This window comes from Streptococcus sp. GMD1S (genome assembly GCF_000296875.1).
Classification (GTDB): Bacteria; Bacillota; Bacilli; order Lactobacillales; family Streptococcaceae; genus Streptococcus.
On the sequence record NZ_AJQY01000279.1, the window covers coordinates 1 to 589 of the forward strand.

At 36.0% G+C, this 589-nt stretch carries 1 pseudogene and 1 riboswitch; the pseudogene reads right to left on the bottom strand.

Going from position 1 to position 589, the window contains the following annotated elements:
* Nucleotides 1–309 (bottom strand): annotated as a pseudogene (locus GMD1S_RS08790) (TenA family protein); the annotation flags it as partial.
* Nucleotides 310–527: 218 nt separating this feature from the next.
* A riboswitch (TPP riboswitch) is annotated at nt 528–589 on the bottom strand. This riboswitch is flagged as partial in the annotation.

The following is a 589-nucleotide window of genomic DNA, read 5'->3' on the forward strand; positions in this document are numbered from 1 at the left end:
TAACTCTTTGAAAGCCTTTTGGAAATAACCATCTTCATCTGCTTCAAGAAAGCCTAGTTGTTTGGCAAAACGAAGTTTGGATTCAAGCTGGTCTGCGTGAGCTACACAAGCTCCCAGCATGGATAAGAAAGCATCAAAGAAATGATAATCTTGAATCAGGTAGTCTTTTAAGACCTTATTCTCAATTGTCCCCGCAAAAAGTTCCTTGACAAAACGATGATTGATTGCAGCCTGCCAATCCTTCTGACTGCTTTTTAATAATTCTCCAACGGTCAAACCTGGCTGAAATGCATAGTCTTGTGTTTCCATATTTATTTTTCCTTTCTTTACTCCTTAGTAATCAATAAAATATCAAGAGATACCAAGCAAAATCGTAATTCCACTTGATACTTTTAAAGAACATCGAGGGCATTTGCAGATAGCTACCTAAACAAGCCTATCCAGTTTGTATAAACAAAAAAACTCCAATTACAAACGAGAATTAGAGTTTACCTTACAAGATTAGACAGTTTCCTTCAACATAAGAAAAAAAACTTTTCACATTTCCCTTCGCCAGTATTAACTGTATCAGGTTCAATGGGTATCATCT